Raw genomic sequence first — 17,394 nt, 5'->3', positions numbered from 1 at the left:
TTTCTTTATCGGTTGTTTAGTTTCTAATCAAATGCCGACTATTTCAAGCAAAATTTGATCGTGAAATTGTAAACAACTTTTTATATTTATATGTTCTGTGTATTGTTTATTTTTCTTGATACGGATCAGGTATCGACAGCTGAGCTAAAAGCTTTACCTCTAATGCTTCCATTTCTTCCGCTTCATCATCTGATATATGGTCGTAGCCGAGCAAATGCAAGGTGCCATGAATAACCATATGCGCCCAATGATGCAACAATGGCTTATCCTGCTCTTGTGCTTCTTTTTCTACTACGTCAGCACAAATAACAAGATCACCGAGTAAATCTAGTTCAATGCCATCAGGTACTTCAAAAGGAAAAGACAAAACGTTCGTTGGTTTGTCTTTTCCTCTGTACTGGCTATTCAAGGATTGGCTTTCTTCGCTATCGACTAATCTAATGGTTAGTTCAAAGTCGCGTTGATATTGCGCTAGCGCAGTATCTAACCAGAGTTGAAAGTCTTGCTCAGGCGGTAAAGCGTCTGAACGACAAGCAAGTTGTAAATCCAATGAAGTGGCCACTATTTGTCGCCTTCGCTAGATTTAGCTTCATCCGTTGTACTTGGCTGATTGTCTACTAATTCTGGCGTAATAACGGCTTGAGCCACTGGGTTTTGAATATTTTGCTCAGCAATTTTTAATAAACGCTCTTTCTCTTCCTGCTCACGTTTCTTGCGTTCTTCACGAACGCGCGTCATTTTTTGATCATGAGCGTCATATGCTTCAACAATGCGAGCGACGACTGGATGGCGAACGACGTCTTTAGATTTAAAGAAGTTAAAGCTTACCCCTGGAATATTATCGAGTACTTCAATGGCGTGTCTCAAGCCTGATTTTTGACCGCGAGGTAAATCTACTTGCGTTATATCACCGGTAATAACTGCACGAGAGTTAAATCCAATACGCGTTAAGAACATTTTCATTTGCTCAACAGTCGTGTTTTGGCTTTCATCGAGAATGATGAATGCGTCGTTTAATGTACGACCACGCATATAAGCAAGTGGTGCAATTTCTATTACATTGCGCTCAATCAGCTTCTCAACTTTCTCAAAGCCAAGCATTTCGAACAAGGCATCGTAGAGAGGGCGCAAGTAAGGATCTACTTTCTGCGATAAATCACCCGGTAAGAAACCTAACTTTTCACCCGCTTCAACGGCTGGGCGAGTAAGCAAAATGCGGCGAATTTCTTGGCGTTCTAGTGCATCAACAGCACATGCTACTGCCAGATAAGTTTTACCAGTACCTGCTGGACCAATACCAAAACTGATATCGTGGGTTAGTACGTTTTGAACATAAGCAGATTGATTAACGTTACGTGGTTTAATTAAACCGCGTTTGGTTTTAATGGTCACCATTTGTTCGTAATCAACATCAACTTTCGTTGGCTCTTGTTCTAAAACACTGGCGTCTAAAATCGCAAGGTGAACCATTTCGTCAGTGATTTCTTTACTCTTACCTTTAACTGAAGCTGTCTCAATATAAAGATCCTTTAAGATCTTGATAACAGCATTAGCGTGGTTTTCTTCACCAACGATTTTAAAACGATTACTACGATAACTAATTTCGACCCCTAAACGACGCTCTAAAGCTTTTAGGTTGTCATCCATTGGGCCACAAAGGTTAGCTTGCCTGTCGTTATCGACAGGCTCTAATGTAAGGTTGTGCGTGCTAATTGTTGTCAAGAAAAGCTTCCTGAAAGGTTAAGGGGTAAAAGTGCCAACACCTAACTCATCTGTACCGTGTGCAGGTGTGTTATGGTGGCTGTTAGCAAGAATATCTGCAGGTGAGTGCGCAATACGTAAGCCCATTTCGTCTTCAGTGCGAACAAGTTCACCACGTAAAGAGTTTGAGTAAACGTCAGTAATTTTAACGTCTACGAATTGGCCAATAACAGTATGTGGCGCTTCAAAGTTAACAATACGGTTGTTTTCAGTACGGCCACGAAGTTCCATTGGATTCTTCTTCGAAGGACCTTCTACTAAAATACGCTGTTCCGTATCTAGCATTTGACGTGCAATACGAAGCGCCTGCTGGTTAATTCTGTCTTGTAAAATTGCTAAACGTTGTTTTTTCACGCTCTCATCAATGTCGTCAACCATATCTGCGGCTGGCGTGCCTGGGCGAGCACTGTAGATAAAGCTAAAGCTTAAATCGAAATCAACGTCTTTAATTAAATTCATTGTTGCTTCAAAGTCTTGGTCTGTTTCACCTGGGAAGCCAACAATAAAGTCAGAAGACATACAAATGTCAGGGCGTGCTTTTCGTAAGCGACGGATTTTAGATTTGTATTCTAACGCCGTATGACCGCGCTTCATCTGAGTAAGAATTCTGTCAGCACCGCTTTGAACAGGTAAGTGAAGGTGACTAACTAACTCAGGAACGTCTGTGTATACGTCGATGATATCGTCAGTAAATTCTACCGGATGAGACGTTGTGTAACGAATACGGTCAATGCCATCAATCGTTGCGATTAAACGAATTAAATCAGAAAAACGACAAATAGTACCGTCGTGCATTTCACCTCGGTAAGCATTTACGTTTTGACCCAGTAAGTTAACTTCACGAACATCTTGCTCCGCTAGTTGAGCAATTTCATATAATACGTCGTCTAACGGGCGGCTAACTTCTTCACCACGAGTGTAAGGTACAACACAGAAAGTACAGTATTTACTACAACCTTCCATAATTGAAACGAAAGCGGTAGGACCTTCGGCTTTAGGCTCGGGTAAGCGGTCAAATTTTTCAATTTCAGGGAAACTAACGTCTACTACTGGCGCGTTTTCACCCTTAACTTGCTTGATCATTTCCGGTAAACGGTGCAAGGTTTGCGGGCCAAATACCATATCTACATAAGGTGCGCGTTGTCGAATAGCATCACCTTCTTGAGAAGCTACACAACCACCAACACCAATAACTAATTCTGGATTTGCATCTTTTAAGTTTTTCCAACGCCCTAATTGGTGGAATACTTTTTCTTGTGCTTTTTCACGAATGGAGCAGGTATTTAACAAGATTACATCAGCATCTTCTGCTTCTTCGGCTAGGGTGAAGCCGTGAGTTGAATCTAATAAGTCAGCCATTTTCTGCGAGTCGTACTCGTTCATTTGGCAGCCCCAAGTTTTGATGTATAGCTTTTTGCTCATATTTACGCCTACTTTATCGTTAAAATTGATTCTAGTTTTTGCTAGAGAATTTTTAGGGGGCGTATTTTACTCAATCTTTGCATGCGAGGCTAGAGAATGTTCGTTTTTGACGAGTAAAAACATGATCTTTGTCATCGAATTCAGTGTAAGACTGCTTTAGAATACGAGAAAATAAAAATAGATGTTTGCAAGTTGTTGAGCAAAACCTTTGCTTATGAATGCTTGTAAAGCCTTTCCTTGAATAGGTTTGAACAGAGTTGAATAGGTTTGTACATGGACACATTTGATTGCGTAGTTGTTGGCGGTGGCATGGTTGGTGGCGCGGCTGCCTTATCTTTGGCTCAGCTCGGGCTTAAAGTCGCTGTTATCGAAAAACTACAACCTAAAGCCTTTAGCTCGACAGCACCATTCGATTTACGCGTTTCAGCAATCTCCCTTGGCTCAGAGCAGCTTCTAAGCGATTTAGGTGTCTGGCAAAACATCACTGAAATGCGAGTTTGTCCTTATCGTCGATTAGGCGTTTGGGAAATTGACAATATTTATACGGAATTTAACGCCACTGAAATTCGTCAGTCTCATTTAGGGCATATTGTAGAGAACCATCTTATTCAATTAGCGCTTTGGCAAAAACTTGAAGCTCTAAAAAACGTTACACTGTTATGCCCTGAAACCGTTAAAAACATTGAACAGTCAGATGAATTAGCAACATTAACATTAGAAAACTCGACTATTCATGCCAAGTTGGTGCTTGCTGCTGATGGGGCAAACTCTTTTGTTCGTCAATTGGCGGGCATAGGGTTAACTGGCTGGGATTACCAGCAAAATGCCATGCTGATTAACGTAAAAACTGAAGCTGACCAACAAGATATTACGTGGCAAAAGTTCACGCCAGAAGGGCCTTTGGCCATGCTGCCTATGCCTGGCAAGCATGCCTCTTTAGTTTGGTATCACTCAAAGCAAGACAGCAAACGCATTCAATCACTTTCTAATGAACAACTTAACGAACAAGTAAGTGCGATTTTTCCTGAGCGCTTAGGAAAAGTCACGGTGGTCGATAAGGGAACATTCCCACTGACAAGAAGACATGCCAATAGTTACCAAGCAAGCAGAGTGTTATTACTTGGCGATGCAGCCCATACTATTAACCCGCTTGCAGGGCAGGGGGTAAACCTTGGTTTCAAAGACGTCAAAGCATTAAGAGAAGTAATTGAAACTGCGATTAATAACGGCCTTTGTTGGCATGACGTTGAACAGCTATCTGGTTATGAAAAGCTAAGACGTAAAGATAACTTGCTGATGATGTCTGCAATGGATATGTTTTACGCTGGCTTTAGCAACGATTTACCTTTGCCTAAATTTATTCGCAATGCCGGTTTGTTTATTGCTAATAAGGCGCCGATTCTGAAATCAAAAGCACTTGAATATGCATGTGGATTGAAATAGTCCTAAGTTAGTAACTTCTCCTTTATTTATTCTAAGCTTCCTTATCTATACTTAATGTCACTGTAACTCAACTTTAAGTGAAGAAATGGAAGCGTCCATTGAAAATAATAACCTTGATGAACTTATTGAAGTTCTTTCAAGTGATCCTATTGTTCTGCCAACTTTTTATCATTCTTTCTCACCTGAACAATGGGCATACACGATAGAAAGTTTGCCTAATGATCTGCGTTTATTACTTTGGCCTTTAATTGATGACACAAGCAAAGCAGCGGTCTTATCAGAATTGCATGATGATACTAAATTGCAGTTTGTGTCTGTTTTATCTCGTAATGAAATTGAAGAGACTGTCGTTGCTGCCAATGCAAATGATGCGGTGGAAATACTTGAAGTGTTGCCAAAGCGAACAGCTTCAAAAATTATTCAGAAATTAAATCCAGAAGACAAGGTTCATGTAGAGACGTCTCTTAGCTATGGTGAAGATGAGGTCGGACGCTATGCCGAGCAACAGGTTTATACGCTTAATGCTAAAGAAATCGTCGATGATGTGATCAGCGAGTTGAAAGATGCAGACGAGGTCATTGAGGCAGGTTACTTTATTGTGGTTGATGCGCAACAGCAGCTCGTCGGTGAGCTAGGACTAAATGAGTTATTAGCGGCTGATAAAAATAGTCAAATTGCAGCCATAGCATCGCCACCTGACAGTGTCATCAATGACAAATTGTCGCTGCTTGAAGCGTCAAAGCTTGTTCGGAATAGCCACCGACAACATTTACCTGTTGTTTCTGATAGCCAGAAATTTATTGGCATATTCTCCATTCAAGATGCTTTAGATATTTTTGAGGAATTCTATGAGTCGCAACTAGCTCACATGGGGCAAGTAAGCGATGAGGATCTTTTTTCACCTGTCTTTACCAGCGCAAGAAAGCGCGCTATTTGGCTTGGCATCAATTTAATGACTGCATTTTTAGCTTCTGCCGTAATAGGCTTGTTTGATCGCGTATTAGTGGAAGTAGTGGCGTTGGCTGTTCTTATGCCTATTGTTGCCAGCATGGGAGGAATTACTGGCAGCCAATCACTTACGTTAACGATTAGAGGGTTAGCGACTGGGCAGATCTCACTAGGGAATTTGTTAGCGCTCAGGAATAAGGAGTTTAATGTCGCCCTGATTAATGGTGTCGTTTGGGCGGTTGCCGTCGCTCTTATTTGTTTCTATTGGTTTGATAGTACAGCTCTGTCACTGGTTATATCGCTAGCGATTATAATCAATATGTTAGTGGCTGCTTTTGCCGGCGTTTATATACCCGTTTATCTCAAGAAATTGGGCGTAGATCCTGCAATTGCAGGCTCTGTGATATTGACAACAGTAACCGATGTTGTTGGTTTTTTCGTTTTCCTTGGCGCAGCAAGCATTGTGTTTTTAAGTTAAAAAAAATTTATTGCTCTAACTGATCTTTTTTCTTTATTCGACATTATTGACTACTTTTTAGACATAGCTTGTTATAAGGGAAAAATAATGAAAATAGCCATTTTGTCTCGAAATCCTCGCCTGTATTCCACTAAACGTTTAAAAGAAGCCTGTGAAACTCGCGGTCATGAAGTTGATATTATCGATACGCTTCAGTGTTATATGGATATTACCAGCAGTCGGCCTGCGGTGCGCTATCACGGTGAAGAACTGCCAAAATATGATGCGATAATTCCACGAATAGGCGCTTCTATTACTTTTTATGGAACCGCCGTTGCTAGGCAATTTGAAATGATGGGCACTTTTAATATTAACGAATCTGTAGCTATAAGCCGCTCGCGAGACAAGTTGCGTTCATTGCAGTTACTGTCCCGAAAAGGTATTGGACTGCCTAGAACAGGGTTTGCAAGTAAACCAGACAATATCAAAGACCTAATCAAAAATGTTGGCGGAGCACCATTGGTGGTTAAGCTTTTAGAAGGTACGCAAGGTATTGGAGTGGTTTTAGCTGATACTAACAAAGCGGCTGAAAGCATAATCGAGGCCTTTATGGGCTTGAGGGCTAACATTCTTGTACAGGAGTTTATCAAGGAGGCTGGTGGTGCCGATATTCGTTGTTTGGTGGTTGGTGGTAGAGTTGTAGCGGCCATGAAACGACAAGGTGCAGAAGGTGAGTTTCGCTCTAACCTTCATCGAGGGGGGTCTGCTGAAGTGATCAAGTTGACTAAGGAAGAAAGAGAGACCGCGATGCACGCCGCTAAGGTGATGGGGCTGAACTTTTGTGGTGTAGACCTACTTCGCTCGTCTAACGGCCCTATGGTGATGGAAGTAAATTCATCTCCGGGTTTAGAAGGGATCGAAAAAGCTACAGGGTTGGATGTTGCAGGCAAAGTTATTGAGTATTTAGAAAAAAACGCCAAGTTCAATAAAACGGCAACTAAAGGCAAAGGCTAATCGTGAAAGGATTATTAACGAGCTAGAAAAGGGGGATACATGACTAAGCATCAAAACGCCTTATCTATTGGTGAGCATTCAATTCAGCCCGGTGAAACTAAAAAAATCTACTTACCTGTCGTTAAACTATATACCGATACGGATATAAATTTACCCGTTTGTATTTACCGAAGTAAAAAAGCGGGCCCAACTGTTTTTGTGAGTGCTGCTGTTCATGGTGACGAGTTAAATGGTATTGAGATTATTCGTCGCCTTATTAACCTTAAAGGATTTAAAGTAACTGCAGGAACGTTGATCACTGTTCCTATGGTAAATGTTTATGGTGTGATTAACCAAAGTCGATATATGCCCGATAGGCGAGATTTAAATCGTAGCTTCCCTGGCTCTGCTAAGGGCTCTCTAGCTGCGAGACTTGCGCACTTGTTTCTCACCGAAATCGTTAGTCAGTGTGACTACGGCATTGATTTACACACCGGAGCGATACATAGATCAAATTTACCTCAGATCCGTGCTGATTTGTCAGATGACACCACACTTGAACTCGCTCAGGCATTTGGTGTGCCTGTTGTTCTAAACGCCAATATCCTTGACGGCTCTCTGCGTGAAGCTGCGGGTAAAAGCGGTACTAAGGTCTTGCTGTATGAAGCTGGCGAAGCATTGAGGTTTGATGAGTTTTCAATTCGCGCTGGGATAAAAGGCGTACTTAATGTGTTACGCCATTTAGGCATGGTTGCCAAAAAAAGAGCACCTAAGAAAAAGACGCTACCATTCATAGCCAATAATAGTAGCTGGGTTAGGGCACTAAATAGCGGCATAGTGTCGCATTATTTTGATTTAGGTGATCACGTTACAAAGGGTGATGTTCTGGCAGATATTGGCAGCCCTTATGGTGATGTATTGGCGGAAGTCGTTGCGCCTAAAGGCGGGGTTATCATCGGCAAGCAAAATATTCCTTTAGTACAAGAAGGAGAAGCTATGTATCACATCGCTTACTTTGACGAAGATGAACAGCAAATATCAGAGCAAATCGGTTCAATAGAAGAAGAACTAGTGAACAATTTAGATGGTCATGAGGAGTTGTTATGACTAATCGCGTTATCATTGGACATATAGAAAATATTGATTTGCCTGAGTTTGGTATAAAGCAGCTCACTGTTCGTGTCGATTCTGGTGCAAAAACGTCGTCTTTACATGTTGAAAATTTAGAGAAGGTTACCTTAAACCACAAGCCGGGGGTCTCATTTACTTTACTCCCAGAATTCCATAATGTTGACACGGTATGCCGTTGTGAAGCAATGCTGCAAGATATCCGAAAAATTAAATCATCAAATGGCGCGACTGAGCAGCGATATGTGGTAAAAACCCTTGCTGTATTAGGCGATTTAGAATGGGAGATAGAGCTCACATTAACCGATAGATCTTCCATGACATATATGATGCTGCTTGGCAGGGAAGCAATGGGAGAGCTTTTTTATATAGACGCGGCACACGCATTTGTAGCCACCTCTAAGTAATTCAACACTTGTTAATTATAGAAGCTATAAACAGTGAGTTGTTGCCTGTTCCTTATTTGTTATTTTCAATATTTCAACGACTTAGCGATACGTTGCTGAAGCAAAGGAATTAATTCATTTTCGAACCAAGGATTTTTACGTAGCCAAATGTTATTTCTCGGACTTGGATGTGGAAGAGGAATGACATTAGGCCAGTATTGTTTCCACGATTTTACCAACTCAGTTACTGATGTGTTTGCACCATCAAAGTAATATTTTTGTGCGTAAGCGCCTAAAACTATGGTCGTGTCTAATTGCTTAAGGTGACTGAGGAGTTGCTCCCGCCAAGCAGGTGCACATTCTGGCCTCGGAGGAAGGTCGCCAGATTTCCCCGAGCCAGGATAGCAAAAGCCCATCGGCAAGATAGCAACTAGCTCAGGGTTATAAAAATCCTCTCGAGCTATGCCTAGCCATTCCCGCAGTCGTTTTCCGCTAGCGTCATCGAAGGGAATACCAGAATCATGTACTTTTTTACCGGGTGCTTGCCCCGCGATCAGAATTTTCGCACTTGAATGCATTTGCAAAACAGGCCGAGCGCCAAAGGGGAGGGCGTGTGCACAAATTGTGCACGACTTTACTTCGTTGAGTAGTGATGAAAGCTCTGTCATTGCTGGGTAGCCTATTTATACTTTAATGCCTTTAGTTTCGGAAAACACTTAGCATAAGGCGCAGTGCTTTTTTGTAACCTCAACTTGTTAAATGTCAAGATTAGACCCCTTTGCTTTAGCCGGTAGATGACCTGTGACTAATATAAAACCAGTAACGATAAACCAAAACCAAAAAGTGATGAAATTAAGAATATCTCGACGTTCATAATTTCTTCTGTAGAAAAGACTACCAAACATGAATAACACTATAGTGGAGCCAAGGAGTAAACAAAGAAAACACTCAAATGATGACCGACGTGTTCTTTCTTTAGTGAGTAAAGTGCTTTTTCTTTATTAATCAAAATTTTGGTGTGGTGCTGATGCATCAAAATGTCAATATTTTTGAAAAGCTATACACCAATTTACCTTCAGAGTTTTCGTAATTTATTGAGGTAAATTGAGCTGTCCATCCTTTTGCTCCACTTGACCCTATTTTTGATTCAAGTAATTGACGGTATAACTGTTCCAAGTTTAATTCTTGAAATGTAGATAGCGTTTTTTCTAAGTCAGCCTGATTTCCTGATGGTGGTATAACTACGTTTGCGTTGTATATTGCATCAATTCTCTTAGGTTTGTACGCGTCAAACTTTTCATATAGCTCTGGGTTGTTTTCAATAAATAATTGCAATTCTTCTTTTTCATTAGGTTCCAAATGATAAACAAATGATGAATCACAACTTTCAGTTGAAAAGGAGCGCTTGTATGAGTTATTAACAAAGCGTGAAGAGAAAACAATTTTTCTAGGTTTATAACTTTGACTTGGGATGTCGAACTCATTGAGCTCGAGAATTCGATGAATTCTCCATATCCCTGCACCGTAACTTCTGACCCAATCTCCAATATTGAGGTTATCGTCCATACTATCCTTTATGCTTAACGCTTTTCTTAGGAGGAATAAATACTTGCTTAAAATTAGATACGCAAGAGTACAAGTCAATTTTGTAGGTACTTTTGAGTAACTTGTTATATGTTATCAGTTCGGATCACCAAAAACAGTTGGCTCAACACCACGCTGTGAACTAGCCTGCGCTATATCTATTATAATGATTGGATCCTTGTTACTCCATGTATGGCTAACAGCTTGAACCAAATACGCACCCGAGTCCAACCAAATGTATTCATTTACGTTCGGCACTCGTACAAATGAGATAGGCTGATTCCATAAATAATTCCCAGTTACTCCATCTCTTACGTAGGCTTGCTGCGTTTTAATCTCCTTTAAAATTACATTTATTATTACATAAATTGTATGGTGCTAGAATTATTTGTGCGCATTTCTCTACCAAACACCCGCTAGAATTCCTGATAACTCCATTTTTATCAAGTTTACTAAGATTTTGCTAGGCAAGAAAACAAATACCAATTTAATGGGGGGTCGAAGGACTAAAATGCGCTAATTGCTCGTTTCTTGAATGTGAGGGAAGTGTTTAATATAAGGAGGACAAAGTTTAGATTCTTAAAAATTTAATATTAGTTCGTCCAGCTCGCGGCACTGGAGCCGATGTATCACCAATGACAGCTGCGCGTCTAACAATTCCGGTAGCAAAATCGAACTAAATGTATAGTGAAAAATTAAGAAGTCTAATAAAGGGTATTTGAATAAGAAAAGGTTTTAACATAATGGTACGGGAGGAGAGACTTGAACTCTCACGCCTCGCGGCACTGGAACCTAAATCCAGCGCGTCTACCAATTCCGCCACTCCCGCATTATGTTAATAAGAATTTAAAGAGCCTTATTAAAACTCTATTCCAAGTTTCTCCACTTTTGGTAGAAAGTGGCTGGGGTATCAGGATTTGAACCTGAGAATGACGGGATCAAAACCCGCTGCCTTACCGCTTGGCTATACCCCAACGGAAACTTGTATACTAACTAAGAGGTTTTTGGAAAGTGGCTGGGGTATCAGGATTTGAACCTGAGAATGACGGGATCAAAACCCGCTGCCTTACCGCTTGGCTATACCCCAACGTCCTGCTTTCCATACAACAAGATGTTGTTTGAAATGGTACGGGAGGAGAGACTTGAACTCTCACATCTTGCGATACTGGAACCTAAATCCAGCGCGTCTACCAATTCCGCCACTCCCGCATTGTAAATGGTGGCTACACCGAGATTTGAACTTGGGACCCCATCATTATGAGTGATGTGCTCTAACCAGCTGAGCTATGTAGCCATTTACAACCTTGCCTCTCAGCAAGTGGCGCGTATTATGCAAATCTGCTTAGCGTACGTCAACCGTTTTTTTGCAAAAAAATCACTGTTTTTTACTGTTTGGCTAAAGAGTCGCCATATTGGCGCATATCTGCACGTAAAGAGTCGAATGTTAAAGCAGGCTGAAGCTATTATTTCTAGTTACTTCCTTTCAGAGTATATAAAAAGAATCTTAACTACGCTAAGTAAAAGCCTTTTAACCTAATAATATGTAGCAAATAACATTGGTTTTTTCTAAATTTATGTCATTTGTTTGGTTTTTTCTAATTTTACCTTTGAATTCTTATAAAAATAGTGGGTGTTCAAAGAAGAGTGGAGTAGATAATTGAGTGATTTTTGCTGGCGAAGGAAGCAAAAGTGGGCTTTCTTAATTAATAGCTCATCTTTATTAAAGGTAGCTATGCTTTATGTCGCTATCAAAGGGGTTATTCTTTCAAAACTTTGTTTCAGCTCAATGTAGCATATTTGCTGTTATCGCTTTAACGGGAAATGGGGGCAATCGTACCCACAATAAAACTAGAGAGCTATTTTATTATTGCTTCAAAGAATTCTCTTAGGATTGGGATGTGAGCAAAGCACTTCACTAAAAAAAATCACTTCCATAGGTGGCAGTATATTTCAGACAATAAAAAAGGAGCCATAGGCTCCTTTTATCGGTATTTTTACAGCGGTGAAAATTATACGTTAAATCTAAAGTGAACAACGTCACCGTCTTTAACAATATAATCTTTACCTTCTAAGCGCCATTTACCCGCTTCTTTAGCGCCTGACTCACCGTTGAATTCGATATAGTCATCGTAGCCAACAACTTCAGCTCGGATGAAGCCTTTCTCAAAGTCGGTGTGAATAACACCTGCTGCTTGTGGAGCCGTCGCATTTTGCTTAACTGTCCAAGCACGAACTTCTTTAACACCAGCAGTGAAGTAAGTTTGTAAGCTAAGTAGGCCGTACCCAGAATTAATCACACGATTTAAGCCTGGCTCTTCTAAGCCCATTTCTTCCATGAAGATTTCACGATCTTCTTCGTCCATCTCTGAAAGCTCACCTTCAATTTCAGCACATACAGGTACAACTACTGCGCCTTCTTTTGCGGCAATTTCACGAACTTGATCTAAGTATGGGTTATCTTCAAAACCATCATCATTCACGTTGGCGATGTACATGGTAGGTTTTACCGTTAAGAAGTTTAAGTATTTAACCGCAGCAAGCTCTTCTTTAGATAGTTCTAAAGAGCGGATCATTTCGCCTTCTTCTACGTGCTTTAAGATTTTTTCTAGCACTGGAAGTTCGAACTTAGCGTCTTTATCGCCGCCTTTTGCTTTTTTCGTTTGACGTTGAATAGCGCGCTCTGCCGTATCCATGTCAGCTAAGGCAAGCTCTGTGTTAATGACATCAATATCGTCTTGTGGGCTAACTTTACCGGCAACGTGAACGATGTTTTCATTTTCAAAACAACGAACAACATGGCCAATAGCATCTGTTTCACGAATATTAGCAAGGAATTTGTTACCTAAACCTTCACCTTTAGACGCACCGGCAACTAAACCAGCGATATCAACAAATTCCATTGATGTAGGAATAACGCGCTCAGGGCTAACAATGTTAGCTAATTTATCTAAACGTGGATCTGGCACAGGAACAACGCCAGTATTAGGTTCGATAGTACAAAACGGGAAGTTTGCCGCTTCAATACCAGCTTTAGTTAATGCATTAAAAAGTGTTGATTTACCTACGTTGGGAAGACCAACGATGCCACATTTAAATCCCATGTTGAGTTACCTTTGTTAGTGCGGTTGTTCCGCTATGGCTGCGCTTTAAAAGAGTGCAGTCTATTTTGAGCTTTTTTTAAGTCGTCTTTTTGCCAAATTTCAAAACAACGACTTGCTTCATCTACGCATTGATCAATAAGTGCTTGCTCACTTGCAGGCGCTTTTCCTAAAACATGGCCAGTTACGCGGTCTCTGTGACCAGGGTGACCAATGCCAATTCGTAAACGATAAAATTCTTTGTTATTTGCCATTCGGGCAATGATATCGCGAAGGCCATTGTGACCACCGTGACCACCGCCTTTTTTGATTTTTACAATGCCTGGGTCCATATCAAGTTCATCGTGAGCCACCAAAATATTATCTACTGACATTTTATAAAAGTTTGCCAGAGGTGCGACTGCCTGACCACTTCGATTCATAAACGTGGTAGGAACAAGAAGATGAACAAGTTGACCGCCAATGTCACCTTTGCCGTAATAGCCAAAGTACTTTTTTTCTGGGCGGAGAGATATGTTGTAGCGTGATGCGAGTTCTTCAACGAACCACACGCCAGCATTGTGACGGGTATTGGTATATTCGGGGCCTGGATTACCCAGGCCCACAACTAACTGAATAGTCATTTAAGGCGATACCTTAAAATTATTCAGCAGCAGCTTCTTCTTCGCCAGCTTCTTCGTCGCTACCGCCCTTAGGAGCGTTTAATGTAACAACAGCTTGGTCGTGGCTCTCACCTTTAGCTAATTCATCAGAAGTAACGCCTTCTGGGAATTTAACGTCAGATAAGTGAAGTGTTTGACCTACTTCGATGTCTGCACAGTCAACTTCGATGAACTCTGGTAAGTTACCTGGTAAACAAGTAACTGCGATTTCAGCGATGTGATGAGCAATAGTACCACCTTTCTTAGCAGCAGCTTCTTCGTTTACGAAGTGAACTGGTACGTTAGTGTGGATTGGGTGAGCAGCGTCAACACGTAAGAAATCTAAGTGCATTACTAATGGCTTGTATGGGTGACGTTGCATATCTTTAACAACACACTCAACTTTTTCGCCATCAATGTTTAGCGTTAAAACGTGAGAATAGAAAGCTTCTTCTTCTTGAGCACGGAATACTTTGTTGTGAGCAAGAGTTAAAGAAACAGGATCTTTGCCTTCACCGTAAAGGATAGCTGGAACTTTGTTCGCGTGACGTAGGCGGCGGCTCGCACCTTTCCCTAAATCTGTACGTACTTCAGCATCCAAAGTAAATAAATCAGTCATGATAATTACCTAATAAATAAGTTAATGTAGGTTGCTTTTTGCGACCAAAAACAACCGCTTTAAAGCCTTAATTTACACAGACTAAATAAGGTCTGGATAAAAAAGGCGCGGCATAATAACACTTAGCGTTTGTTAATGCCATCTTTTCAACGTCAATTCCAAAAAACTTCATAAAAAAAGCCAACACGAATGTTGGCTTTTTCTGTTTCTAGCGAGGTAAGCGATTAGCTTTCGAACATCGCAGAAATTGATTCTTCGTTACATACACGGCGAATGGCTTCAGATAACATGCCACTTAATGTAAGTTGACGAACTCGGCTACCTAACGCTTTAATGTCTTTAGAAAGCGGGATTGAATCGGTTACGATAACTTCATCAATAACTGAGTTTTTAAGGTTTTCAGCAGCATTACCAGAAAATACTGGGTGAGTAGCGTATGCATAAACATTTTTAGCACCGTGCTCTTTTAATGCTTCTGCCGCTTTAGCAAGTGTACCGCCTGTGTCGATCATGTCATCTACGATGATACAGTCACGGCCTTCGACGTCACCAATAATGTGCATTACTTGTGCTACGTTTGCTTTCGGGCGACGCTTATCGATGATCGCAAGATCTGCATCGTCTAGTAACTTGGCTACTGCACGTGCACGAACAACACCACCGATGTCAGGAGAAACAACCACAGGGTTTTCTAACGCTTTCTCTTGCATATCTTCTAAAAGAATAGGTGTACCAAATACATTATCTACTGGTACGTCGAAGAAGCCTTGAATTTGCTCTGCGTGAAGGTCAACAGTTAATACACGGTCAACACCAACGCTAGATAAGAAGTCTGCAACTACTTTAGCAGTAATTGGTACACGAGCACTGCGTACACGACGATCTTGACGAGCGTAACCAAAGTAAGGCATTACAGCAGTAATTCTACCTGCTGATGCACGACGCAATGCATCGATCATTACGATCAATTCCATTAAGTTGTCGTTTGTTGGAGCACAAGTAGATTGAATAATGAATACGTCAGCACCACGGACGTTTTCAGTGATTTCAACGCTGATTTCGCCATCGCTGAAGCTGCCAACTTTAGCTTCACCTAAAGTGATGTATAAACGGTTAGCAATTTTCTGGGCCAGTTCAGGGGTGGCATTACCCGCAAAGATTTTCATGTCAGGCACAAGCAGTTCCTCAGAAACTTTTGACATTTGAGCTTCATGCTATTTTCAACTTGTTGTTAATAACAGCACATTATCGTTAAAAAGCCAGTTTTTAGCTTTCTATTGTAAAACTTTTTCTTCTGGGTTAGCTCTCGCTTACTTCGCTAGTGCTTGATGAAGCGGAGATTGATTAACACCCTTAGCCACAAATGACGTGATATTTTCAGGCAACAATTCTTGTACTTTCTCCGCTTGTTCGCGGCTGTCGAAACGACTAAAAATACAAGCCCCCGTGCCCGTCATTTGAGACGGCGCGTATTCTACCAACCAAGCCAGTAATTTGGCAACCTCAGGATAGCGTTTTATTACCAAATTTTGACAATCGTTATGAAAGTTTTCTATGACCATTTGGTCAGGATTTATCTTGGCTGTATCCCTTACAAGGTCAGGATCAGTAAATACCGCTTGCGTTGAAATACTCACGTCAGGTTTTGATACTAAATAGAAGTATTCTGTTGGCTCAACAGGGGTTAATACTTCGCCAACTCCTTGTGCAAAAGCGGCGAAACCGTGAACGAAAATGGGCACATCTGCTCCGAGTTTTAACCCTATCTCTGCTAGTTTTTCTATAGAGAGGCCAAGTTGCCATAATTTATTTAATGCAAGCAAAGTCGTGGCCGCATTTGTTGAACCGCCACCGAGTCCACCGCCCATTGGCAACACTTTATCTATTGCAATATCGACACCTAACTCAGATTGTTTATACGGCAGTAGTGCTTTTGCTGCTTTAACGATTAAATTGTCTTCCGCGGCAACATTGGCGAATTGCGTCGTTAATGTAATTTCATTGTTATTGGTTAATGTGAAAGTTAATTCATCACCGAAGTCTAAAAATTGAAAAACGGTTTCTAACTCGTGATAACCGTTTTCACGGCGACCAACAATGTGAAGAAATAGGTTTAGTTTTGCTGGAGAGGGTAGAGTTAAAGAGTTAACGTTCATTTCTATTTATGCCAACGATTAATCATAATTTTGATGGTTAAGTCGCCTTGGTTAATATTGAGGCGGTGAGCTAGAGGTAAATTACCAAGGTTCTTGTAATGGCTGTATTTTACTCGCCATTCTCTATTGTTGTGAAAGCTTGATAAACTCGCTGGTAGTTGTGTCCTTGCATCATATTGAATGAAGTCTTGCTCGTTGTCGCTTACACCTTTTAACCAAGCGTGAAGTTGAGACACGGGTAATAAATAGCCGGTTAAATCGTAAAGAAGCCATTCTAAATTGTCGCTTTGATACTCTTTGCCATCAACTTCGAGCTTGTGCTGCCCATTCTTTGTAGACAGTGAAAACACTTCGATACCTAGCGCGGCAGTTAGGGTTAACTTCTGACTCGTTGGTGAATATCGCCAATTTAAGTTGGCACTTTTTCTTTCTTTAGGACTGATAAGCGCAAGCTTTCCACGTAATTCCCATTGATTAAACTGCTTAGCAAGTTCAATTCGCTGCTCTTTTGTCAGCGATTGGTTAGTTGTAGGTTCTGTTGATGAGGGCACTGAGCTACAGGCAGCTAATGCGAACAAGATCAAATTGATTGTTAAAAGACGTACAAACTTCATGGTTAATACTTTAATTCGTGTCACTTATCTCGTAAAATTAGCGCGTTTTTAAAAGACGTTGCCATTTTTCGCTAGATTTGGTGCTTGGTATCATACACTAGCGAAGTGAAAAAGCAGCGTCTAAAATCTAATTAATTATCTTCG

The 17,394-nt window shown here is 41.0% G+C and carries 16 protein-coding genes and 5 tRNA genes; 5 read left to right on the top strand and 16 right to left on the bottom strand.

All coding sequences use genetic code 11. From position 1 onward, the window contains the following. Window positions 1–106: 106 nt before the first annotated feature. The 3 genes from ybeY to miaB are packed head-to-tail and all read right to left on the bottom strand — an operon-like array spanning window position 107 to window position 3,183. The gene (gene ybeY / locus ACOB80_RS14645; RefSeq protein ID WP_473166590.1) at window positions 107–562 is read right to left on the bottom strand and encodes an rRNA maturation RNase YbeY; all 456 of its coding nucleotides are present in this window, start codon (window positions 560–562) and stop codon (window positions 107–109) included. Further along, window positions 562–1,722, bottom strand: coding sequence for a PhoH family protein (locus ACOB80_RS14640; RefSeq protein ID WP_473166589.1), 1,161 nt, complete (start codon window positions 1,720–1,722; stop codon window positions 562–564). Before ACOB80_RS14640 ends, ybeY begins: the two co-directional genes overlap by 1 nt. Before the next feature lie 18 nt (window positions 1,723–1,740). Continuing rightward, window positions 1,741–3,183, bottom strand: a complete 1,443-nt coding sequence (gene miaB / locus ACOB80_RS14635) for a tRNA (N6-isopentenyl adenosine(37)-C2)-methylthiotransferase MiaB (RefSeq protein ID WP_473166588.1) — start codon at window positions 3,181–3,183, stop codon at window positions 1,741–1,743. Window positions 3,184–3,456: 273 nt separating this feature from the next. Between miaB and ACOB80_RS14630 the strand changes: the two genes are divergently transcribed. The 5 genes from ACOB80_RS14630 to ACOB80_RS14610 all read left to right on the top strand — a co-directional run bounded on the left by ACOB80_RS14630 (window position 3,457) and on the right by ACOB80_RS14610 (window position 8,559). Beyond that, window positions 3,457–4,626, top strand: coding sequence for an FAD-dependent monooxygenase (locus ACOB80_RS14630; protein WP_473166587.1), 1,170 nt, complete (start codon window positions 3,457–3,459; stop codon window positions 4,624–4,626). 85 nt (window positions 4,627–4,711) lie between these two features. Continuing rightward, window positions 4,712–6,052, top strand: coding sequence for a magnesium transporter (locus tag ACOB80_RS14625; protein WP_473166586.1), 1,341 nt, complete (start codon window positions 4,712–4,714; stop codon window positions 6,050–6,052). An 87-nt stretch (window positions 6,053–6,139) separates the two neighbouring features. After that, on the top strand, window positions 6,140–7,045 hold the full coding sequence (gene rimK / locus ACOB80_RS14620; protein ID WP_473166585.1) for a 30S ribosomal protein S6--L-glutamate ligase: 906 nt from the start codon (window positions 6,140–6,142) through the stop codon (window positions 7,043–7,045). Window positions 7,046–7,084: 39 nt separating this feature from the next. After that, window positions 7,085–8,131: a succinylglutamate desuccinylase/aspartoacylase family protein gene (locus tag ACOB80_RS14615; RefSeq protein WP_473166584.1), complete on the top strand. Its 1,047-nt coding sequence runs from the start codon at window positions 7,085–7,087 to the stop codon at window positions 8,129–8,131. Beyond that, window positions 8,128–8,559 carry an ATP-dependent zinc protease family protein gene (locus tag ACOB80_RS14610; protein WP_473166583.1) on the top strand — a complete coding sequence of 144 codons (432 nt, stop codon included), beginning with the start codon at window positions 8,128–8,130 and terminating at the stop codon, window positions 8,557–8,559. The genes ACOB80_RS14615 and ACOB80_RS14610 overlap by 4 nt, the downstream gene beginning before the upstream one ends. Window positions 8,560–8,624: 65 nt before the next feature. Here ACOB80_RS14610 and ACOB80_RS14605 read toward each other — a convergent pair whose 3' ends face one another. The 13 genes from ACOB80_RS14605 to lolB form a co-directional block, all read right to left on the bottom strand. After that, window positions 8,625–9,206 carry a uracil-DNA glycosylase family protein gene (locus tag ACOB80_RS14605; protein ID WP_473166582.1) on the bottom strand — a complete coding sequence of 194 codons (582 nt, stop codon included), beginning with the start codon at window positions 9,204–9,206 and terminating at the stop codon, window positions 8,625–8,627. A 364-nt stretch (window positions 9,207–9,570) separates the two neighbouring features. Then, complete coding sequence (locus ACOB80_RS14600; protein WP_473166581.1) at window positions 9,571–10,104, bottom strand: Rossmann-fold NAD(P)-binding domain-containing protein; 534 nt, start codon at window positions 10,102–10,104, stop codon at window positions 9,571–9,573. Window positions 10,105–10,866: 762 nt separating this feature from the next. Beyond that, window positions 10,867–10,951, bottom strand: a tRNA-Leu gene (locus ACOB80_RS14595). Window positions 10,952–11,021: 70 nt separating this feature from the next. Beyond that, window positions 11,022–11,096: transfer RNA gene (locus tag ACOB80_RS14590), tRNA-Gln, on the bottom strand. Window positions 11,097–11,134: 38 nt separating this feature from the next. After that, window positions 11,135–11,209, bottom strand: a tRNA-Gln gene (locus tag ACOB80_RS14585). A gap of 37 nt (window positions 11,210–11,246) precedes the next feature. Beyond that, window positions 11,247–11,331, bottom strand: a tRNA-Leu gene (locus tag ACOB80_RS14580). An 8-nt stretch (window positions 11,332–11,339) separates the two neighbouring features. After that, window positions 11,340–11,416, bottom strand: a tRNA-Met gene (locus ACOB80_RS14575). A gap of 715 nt (window positions 11,417–12,131) precedes the next feature. Beyond that, a complete protein-coding gene (ychF, locus tag ACOB80_RS14570) occupies window positions 12,132–13,223 on the bottom strand; it encodes a redox-regulated ATPase YchF (protein ID WP_473166580.1) in 1,092 nt (363 codons plus the stop codon). 32 nt (window positions 13,224–13,255) lie between these two features. Continuing rightward, window positions 13,256–13,843: an aminoacyl-tRNA hydrolase gene (gene pth, locus ACOB80_RS14565; RefSeq protein WP_473166579.1), complete on the bottom strand. Its 588-nt coding sequence runs from the start codon at window positions 13,841–13,843 to the stop codon at window positions 13,256–13,258. A 19-nt stretch (window positions 13,844–13,862) separates the two neighbouring features. Continuing rightward, window positions 13,863–14,480, bottom strand: coding sequence for a 50S ribosomal protein L25/general stress protein Ctc (locus tag ACOB80_RS14560; RefSeq protein ID WP_473166578.1), 618 nt, complete (start codon window positions 14,478–14,480; stop codon window positions 13,863–13,865). A gap of 224 nt (window positions 14,481–14,704) precedes the next feature. Then, on the bottom strand, window positions 14,705–15,655 hold the full coding sequence (locus ACOB80_RS14555) for a ribose-phosphate pyrophosphokinase (RefSeq protein WP_473166660.1): 951 nt from the start codon (window positions 15,653–15,655) through the stop codon (window positions 14,705–14,707). Between the two features lie 135 nt (window positions 15,656–15,790). Further along, window positions 15,791–16,636, bottom strand: coding sequence for a 4-(cytidine 5'-diphospho)-2-C-methyl-D-erythritol kinase (gene ispE / locus ACOB80_RS14550; RefSeq protein ID WP_473166577.1), 846 nt, complete (start codon window positions 16,634–16,636; stop codon window positions 15,791–15,793). A gap of 2 nt (window positions 16,637–16,638) precedes the next feature. Next, a complete protein-coding gene (gene lolB, locus ACOB80_RS14545; RefSeq protein WP_473166576.1) occupies window positions 16,639–17,250 on the bottom strand; it encodes a lipoprotein insertase outer membrane protein LolB in 612 nt (203 codons plus the stop codon). Window positions 17,251–17,394 lie beyond the last annotated feature (144 nt).

It is taken from the genome of Thalassotalea coralli, assembly GCF_055786205.1.
This window is presented reverse-complemented; position numbering and strand designations above follow the sequence as displayed.

What these genes read in the sequence shown, in the direction of transcription:
- miaB (WP_473166588.1), bottom strand. Translation starts at nt 3,183, where the DNA reads ATGAGCAAAAAGCTATACATCAAAACTTGGGGCTGCCAAATGAACGAG.
- ACOB80_RS14630 (WP_473166587.1), top strand. Translation starts at nt 3,457, where the DNA reads ATGGACACATTTGATTGCGTAGTTGTTGGCGGTGGCATGGTTGGTGGC.
- ACOB80_RS14625 (WP_473166586.1), top strand. Translation starts at nt 4,712, where the DNA reads ATGGAAGCGTCCATTGAAAATAATAACCTTGATGAACTTATTGAAGTT.
- rimK (WP_473166585.1), top strand. Translation starts at nt 6,140, where the DNA reads ATGAAAATAGCCATTTTGTCTCGAAATCCTCGCCTGTATTCCACTAAA.
- ACOB80_RS14615 (WP_473166584.1), top strand. Translation starts at nt 7,085, where the DNA reads ATGACTAAGCATCAAAACGCCTTATCTATTGGTGAGCATTCAATTCAG.
- ACOB80_RS14610 (WP_473166583.1), top strand. Translation starts at nt 8,128, where the DNA reads ATGACTAATCGCGTTATCATTGGACATATAGAAAATATTGATTTGCCT.
- ACOB80_RS14605 (WP_473166582.1), bottom strand. Translation starts at nt 9,206, where the DNA reads ATGACAGAGCTTTCATCACTACTCAACGAAGTAAAGTCGTGCACAATT.
- ACOB80_RS14600 (WP_473166581.1), bottom strand. Translation starts at nt 10,104, where the DNA reads ATGGACGATAACCTCAATATTGGAGATTGGGTCAGAAGTTACGGTGCA.
- ychF (WP_473166580.1), bottom strand. Translation starts at nt 13,223, where the DNA reads ATGGGATTTAAATGTGGCATCGTTGGTCTTCCCAACGTAGGTAAATCA.
- pth (WP_473166579.1), bottom strand. Translation starts at nt 13,843, where the DNA reads ATGACTATTCAGTTAGTTGTGGGCCTGGGTAATCCAGGCCCCGAATAT.
- ACOB80_RS14560 (WP_473166578.1), bottom strand. Translation starts at nt 14,480, where the DNA reads ATGACTGATTTATTTACTTTGGATGCTGAAGTACGTACAGATTTAGGG.
- ispE (WP_473166577.1), bottom strand. Translation starts at nt 16,636, where the DNA reads ATGAACGTTAACTCTTTAACTCTACCCTCTCCAGCAAAACTAAACCTA.
- lolB (WP_473166576.1), bottom strand. Translation starts at nt 17,250, where the DNA reads ATGAAGTTTGTACGTCTTTTAACAATCAATTTGATCTTGTTCGCATTA.